5 protein-coding genes are annotated in these 6,488 nt (G+C 68.3%); 1 reads left to right on the plus strand and 4 read right to left on the minus strand.

The genetic code is table 11. The annotated features are described in order from the left end of the window. The first annotated feature begins 342 nt into the window (after positions 1-342). Complete coding sequence (locus U9980_RS01690) at positions 343-1,728, plus strand: FAD-binding oxidoreductase (RefSeq protein ID WP_322766386.1); 1,386 nt, start codon at positions 343-345, stop codon at positions 1,726-1,728. Positions 1,729-1,751: 23 nt separating this feature from the next. Here U9980_RS01690 and murD read toward each other — a convergent pair whose 3' ends face one another. From murD to mraY, 4 genes are all read right to left on the minus strand, one after another. After that, positions 1,752-3,104, minus strand: a complete 1,353-nt coding sequence (murD, locus tag U9980_RS01695) for a UDP-N-acetylmuramoyl-L-alanine--D-glutamate ligase (protein ID WP_322766387.1) — start codon at positions 3,102-3,104, stop codon at positions 1,752-1,754. Beyond that, positions 3,079-4,407: a hypothetical protein gene (locus tag U9980_RS01700; RefSeq protein WP_322766388.1), complete on the minus strand. Its 1,329-nt coding sequence runs from the start codon at positions 4,405-4,407 to the stop codon at positions 3,079-3,081. Before U9980_RS01700 ends, murD begins: the two co-directional genes overlap by 26 nt. After that, positions 4,358-5,308, minus strand: a complete 951-nt coding sequence (gene pgeF, locus U9980_RS01705) for a peptidoglycan editing factor PgeF (protein ID WP_322766389.1) — start codon at positions 5,306-5,308, stop codon at positions 4,358-4,360. Before pgeF ends, U9980_RS01700 begins: the two co-directional genes overlap by 50 nt. A gap of 90 nt (positions 5,309-5,398) precedes the next feature. Further along, positions 5,399-6,466, minus strand: coding sequence for a phospho-N-acetylmuramoyl-pentapeptide-transferase (gene mraY / locus U9980_RS01710; RefSeq protein WP_322766410.1), 1,068 nt, complete (start codon positions 6,464-6,466; stop codon positions 5,399-5,401). Between the last annotated feature and the right edge of the window lie 22 nt (positions 6,467-6,488).

Below are 6,488 nucleotides of genomic sequence, written 5' to 3' on the forward strand. Positions count from 1 at the left end.
TCCGCCGCGCGCGGGCGCCTCCCCCCCGGTCACCACGTCCCACTCCCCTGCTCGTCACGCCTCTGCTCGTCAAGGAACACCCATGGAACACGCACACCGAGGCCACCGTCGTGCTCGCACCGCTCGCCCGGGGACGCGGTTATGGTCCCCGCACCGAATAGTCCACGCCGCCAGCCTGTTGGGCGCCGACCATCGCGGGTGTGTCGGGCACGAGCCTGCCCGACTGCGGTCCCCGGCCGGCTAAGTGGTCGGCAATACGGAGTCGGATGCCAACGTACGGTATCAGACCGGTAATTATCGCCGCAGCAGGCCCCTGACGAGGTTCTCGGACGAGACTGAACCATGTCGCGAAACCAGGTGGTCCAGACGCTGCAAGACGCGGTCGGTGACGCCCGTGTGCTGACCGACCCGGAGGTCATGGCCGGCTACGTCCGGGACTGGACCGGACGATTCGTCGGGCGGACGTGCGCTGTCGTGCGTCCGGTGGACACCGCGCAGGTGGCTGCCATCGTCGAGGCCTGCGCACACCTTGAGGTTGCGCTGGTGCCACAGGGGGGCAATACCGGGCTGGTCGGCGGCGGCGTCCCGACCCGCGGGGAGGTCGTGCTCAGTCTGCGCGGGCTCGGCGAGCCCCTGTGGATCGACGCCGCCGCCGGCCAGGCCACGGTCGGTGCTGGCGTACCGGTCGGTGTGCTGCGCGCGGCGGCGTCCGCGGCGGGCCTGGCCTACGGTGTGGACCTTGCCAGCCGTGACTCCGCCACGATCGGCGGCACCGTTGCCACGAACGCCGGTGGCCTGCGGGTACTGCAGTACGGGGACACCAGGGCACAGCTGCTCGGAGTGGAAGCGGTGCTCGGCGACGGCAGCGTGGTCTCCCATCTCACCGGGCTGTCCAGGGACAACACCGGCTACCACCTGCCGTCGTTGCTCGCCGGCAGCGAAGGTACCCTCGGTGTCGTCACCGCGGTGCGGGTCCGGCTTGTGCCGGCCACCCGGGCACGGGCGGTGGGTCTGCTGGGGCTCGCATCCGTGCCCGACGCGGTCACGGTGGCATCCCTGCTGCGCAACAGTCTGCCCGGGCTGGCCGCGGCCGAACTCATGCTGACCGCAGGTCTTGATCTTGTTGCGGAAACCTGCACTCTGCCCCGACCGCTGCGTGGGACGCACCCGGCCTACCTCCTCGTCGAAATCGGCGGGGACACCGCCGACGGGGAGACACCGCTCAACACGTTGGCGGAGGCGGTCGCCGGTCTGGCGGGTGTCAGGGACGCCTCGCTCGCCGGTGACCAACGTGGCTGCCAGGCGCTGTGGTCCTACCGGGAACGGCACCCCGAGTCGATCAACACCCTTGGGACGCCGGTGAAGATGGACGTCACCCTGCCCCTCGCCGGCCTTCCCACGTTCATCGATGCCGTACCCGCCACCGTCACAGCCATCGCGCCGCAGGCGAGGACATGGCTGTTCGGGCATGTCGCCGAGGGCAACGTGCATGTCAATGTGACCGGCGCGGAAACCGCCGGGGAACGGGTCGAGGACGGCGTGTTCCGGCTCGTCGCCGCCAGCGGTGGCAGCATCAGCACCGAGCACGGGATCGGTACGGCGAAACGACGCTGGCTCCCACTCAACCGCTCACCGGTCGAAATCGCCATGTTTCGGCGGATCAAGCAGGCCCTCGACCCGGTAGGCATTCTCAACCCGAATGTTCTGATCCCTCCGGACACGCTGTGACCACGACAGCCGCCTATGACCACCTACTGTGACTGCACGCTGGTACGGCAGGTGTGCATGGCGAGCGCGAAGGCGGCGCCACGCTCGCGGTAGTCGCGAAAACGTCCGAAGCTCGGCGCCGCGGGCGACAGCAGGACGACGCCGTCGGGTCGTGCCCACCGGAACCCCTCGACCACAGCGGCGGCGAGGTCGGGCGTGTCCACCGTCGTGACATGTGGGCCGGCGCCGGCCTCGGTGACCTGACGGTGGATGTCGGGGCCGTTGTCCGGCACGGTGAGGACGAGCGTGTCCAGCATGCGGGTACGTAGACCGACAGCCAACGGCCGGTAGTCGATGCCACGGCTCTGACCGCCCACGACCACGGCGATTCTGCGGTCGCCGAAGGCCTCGACGGCGGCGAGTGTCGGCAGCACGTTGGTGGACAGGCCGTCGTCGACGAATGTGACGCCGTCGACTTCTCCGATCACCTGGAGCCGGCTGTCCAGCCCGGCGAACCCCTCGGCTGCGGTATGCAGCTTGTCGTCGTCGTCCGCCTCGGGTACTCCCAGTGCCCGCAGGCAGGCGCCGGCGATCAGGGCGTTGCGCCGGTTGTGCAGACCCAGCAGGCCCAGTTGCCGGATCCATTCGCCGTTGGTGCTGCCGTCCGGGCTGCCGTCAGCGCGCACCCATGCCACCCTCGGGCCGAGCAGGCCCCGGTGCGCGCGGATCAGGTCGCTGTCGCCGTTGGCGATGGTCAGATCGGCACCTGGTTGGGAGCAGACGGAGAGCTTGTCGCGAAAGTACGTCTCATGATCATTATCATGCCACGGCAGATGATCAGGATGCAGCGAGGTGACCGCAACCACCGGCGGGGAGCATGCCAGGTCGGTCGCCTGGTAACTGGACACCTCGATGATCCAGAAGTCGTAGTCGCCGCCGACCAGTGGATCCTGTGGCGGCACGCCGATGTTGCCCCCGACCAGGCACCGGTAGCCGAACCGGGTCAACAGGTGCCCGGCAACCGCCGACGTCGTGCTCTTGCCCTTGGTTCCCGTCACGCAGACCACCTTCGACCGGTCTGCATCGACGAGCCACAGCCCCACCCCGCCGACCACGGGAATACCGAGCCGTCCGAGGTGCCGCACGGTCTCGCCGTACCGCGAGATTCCAGGCGCCTTGATGACGACATCACAGTGGGTGAGCGCGTCGAGGCCACCCTGCGCTGTCACCAACAGCGGGCGGCCGTCGATGTCGGTCCGGGCGGGGGCGTCGTCGACGAGCACCGGCTCGATCCCCCGCGCGAGGCAGGCGCGCAGGTTGGCCTCGCCCTCACGGCCCAGGCCGTAGAGACCGACCGCGCGGCCGCACAGGTCAGACCAGGAGATCGTCGGGCGCATACCGGTCCGGAACGAAGTGTCGGCCGTGCGGGATGAGCAGCTCCTCAGGCGTGGGTTCCCCCGGTAGCGGACCGAGCGCGGCGAGGACGGGTGACGCACCGCGATCACGGCGTCCGGTGGCGAGCAGGGTAGCGACCCGGCACTCGGTGACGTCGCCGACGCACTCCCAGGGCTTGCTGTCCGCGGACAGGCCCAGTAGGGCGCGGAAACGGCCCAGTAGCGCCATGTCAGCCAGCGGCTCACGTCCGGCGAAGACCCGCCGCAGCGTCGGCTCGTCCATGAACGGGGAAAGAATCAGATCGATGAAACAGCACTTGTCGCACGTTCCGCACCAGTGGTCCAGCCGCTGTGCGGGGTCGATGTGGAAGGCGCGGTTACAGCTGCGGAAATGGTCGAAGTACTGCGGCAGCGCGGCGAAGCGCCGGGCGATCCAGAGCTCGGTGAACGGGCGCAGCAGGGAAAAATACTCCGGCCGGCCCCCGAAAGTCTCGGCGAGGACCGACCGCAGGGCGGTCTCGAACGCCTCGCCCTTGGAGTACTGGTGATTGATGGAGCGGCCGTCGACCTCGATGGTTCCCACCGACGCCGACCACTCGTTGGACATCACCACGGCGTCCCGGCCGTCCAGCACGGCGGCCATCACGGCGATCGCCGAGAGAATCCCCGTGACCGGCACATGCCCGTTGAGGAAACCGAGCTCCGCCGAGCGCAGCACCTGGTTGTCGATGAGCCGCTCCGCCCGGACCACCGGCAGGCCGGTGGCATCAGCGGCTCGTTCAATGGCCGCAAACCGGTCACCGGGCTGGTTGACGACGAACAGGGCCGGGTCCTTGGCCCTGGGCCGCAACAACTCCACGGTGACGATGGAGTCCACGCCACCGCCGAACGGCACCAGGGACCGGCCCTCGTCCGGGTTGAAGGCCACCGGAGTTTTCCGCGTCAGCGCCGGGCCGACGATCCGCAACTCGGAGAGATCAAGATTGTTGCGGTAGGCGAACTCACCCAGGCCGTCGAGATAGAACTCCTGTAGGAAGGCACGCTCGACATCCGTGACCGCGGTGTCACCGAGATCGATGAGCGGCGGAGCCGCCGACTTGTAGTACGAAACCGCAGCCACCAGGAACACCAGCCGTGCCGCGGCGGCAACGGCAGGCTCGTCCCACGCACCACCGCCGGGGAACGTCACCTCTTCGCGGAACTCCCGCCCGTCGAGGCGGTAGCGGCACACGAGCCGGTTATGGGCAGGATCCATGTCATAGCCGACATAGCGAAAACTTTCCCCGCGCCGGGGCGACCCGTTCACAGGACGTCCTTCCCACGTAGTGCTCCGGGAACTGCGGCCTCCGGGCGACGATCTGACGATCCTCGCGCGCCCTTTGGCCACTTAGGCGGGCCACCGCGGCGAACCGCCCGCACGGGCTCTCGGCCCGGTGGCTGAAAAAGGGAGTGCCCGGACCAGTGCCAAGGCCGGTGACGTGGATCTGGTTTTCCGGTACGCCCGCGGCAACCAGTTGCCCGACGTTCGCGCCGGCCACGTCAAAGGTCGACTTTCCGGCACCGTCGGGCCGCAGCACCGCGTCAGCGCGCCCGCCGAGGGCGGCCCGCACGGCGTCCACAACCTCCGCGCCGACCTGGTAACGGTCCGGGGTGATCGAGGGCCCGACGCCGGCGACCACGTTGCGTGGGTCAGCACCGAGGCGCTGCATGGCCGCTACCGCCGCGGGGGTGACGCCGCCGACGGTCCCGCGCCAGCCGGCGTGCACACACGCGAGCACCCCGGCCACCGGATCATGCAGAACGATCGGGACACAGTCCGCCGCCAGGACAGCCAGCACGAGTCCGGGAACTGTCGTCACAAGCCCGTCGGTCAGCGGGATCGCGTCCGAGGCCGAGCGGGCGCCCCGACCGCGATGCTCGTGGGTCACGACAGCGACATTCGGGCTGTGGGTCTGCGCGCAGAAGACGAAGTCGTCCAGGGTGGCGCCGAGTGCCGCGGCCGTTCGCGCCCGGTTCGCCAGCACGTCGGCATTGTCGTCCCCGACCCGCAGGCTCAGATTGAGCGAGGCGTAGCTGCCGCCGGAAACCCCGCCATCCCGGGTGGTGACAAAAACATCGACCAGCCGCTCGTCAAAGCCCGCCCAACACAGTACCTCCAGGCCGGACGTTGTTCGGCGCAGCCGCGACGTCGCCACGCCTGCGGTCATCTCCCGCGACCTCGCCGGTTCTCGGCTTTCAACGTCCTGTACCGCCCGTCTCCCGGCGGCGCCGGGGGCCGCCCGTTTCGAGGATACACATCAGGAACCGCCGTGCGAGAGGAACTCCGCGTAGAACAGTCCGAGTCCGAACGCCACGGCAAGACCGGAAACAATCCAGAAACGGATGATTACGGTCGTCTCCGGCCACTCTGCCAGCTCGAAGTGATGATGGATCGGCGCCATGTTGAAAATTCGCCTCCGGGTGGCCTTGAAAAAGGCGACCTGGAGGATCACCGACAGCGTCTCGACAACAAAAAGCCCACCGAGGACGAACAGCAACAACTCGGTCCGGCTGACGATCGCGATACTCGCGAAGGCCCCGCCGAGCGCCAGCGAACCGGTGTCACCCATGAATATCTTCGCCGGGCTGGCATTCCACCACAGAAACCCGAAACAGGCGCCCATGGCGGCGGCCGCGACAAGTGCCACGTCCAGCGGGTCGCGGACGAAGTAGCAGCCGTCCACGGCGGCTCCGTGTTGGCAGAGGTTACCGAACTGCCAGAAGGAGATCACCACATAGGCGCCGAACACCATCGCCGAGGTGCCGGCGGCCAGGCCGTCCAGGCCGTCGGTGAGGTTCACCGCGTTCGACGTCGCCGCAATGATTATCCAGGCGAGCAGCGGAAACCCGATCAGGCCGATCGAGAAGTTGGTGTCGCGGACGATCGAAATGAACGTCGACCCGGGCAGCAGGCCGTTGGCGTTCTTGAACCGGACGGCCAGCAGACCGAACGCCAGCGCCACGGCGGCCTGACCGGCGAACTTGGTCCGCGCGGTGAGCCCGAGACTGCGCTGTTTACGGATCTTGATGTAGTCGTCGAGGAAGCCGACCATACCCAGGCCGGTCATGACCAGCAGAACCAGCAGTCCGGACGCGGTGAATCCGTTCATCGTGATCAGATGTGCAACGAAGTAACCGACCAGCGTCGCCAGGATGATGACCGTGCCACCCATCGTGGGGGTACCACGCTTGGTAAGATGACTTGACGGTCCGTCCTCGCGGATCTCCTGTCCGTAACCGCGCCGACGGAACAGCCGGATGACCGACGGCGTGCCCAGCAGCGACACCACCAGGGCCACCAGCGCGGCGACCAGTACGCCTCTCACCCGTGTGCACCCCGCTCGGCGG

The organism is Protofrankia sp. Cr1, from assembly GCF_963555865.1.
Lineage (GTDB): Bacteria > Actinomycetota > Actinomycetes > Frankiales > Frankiaceae > Protofrankia.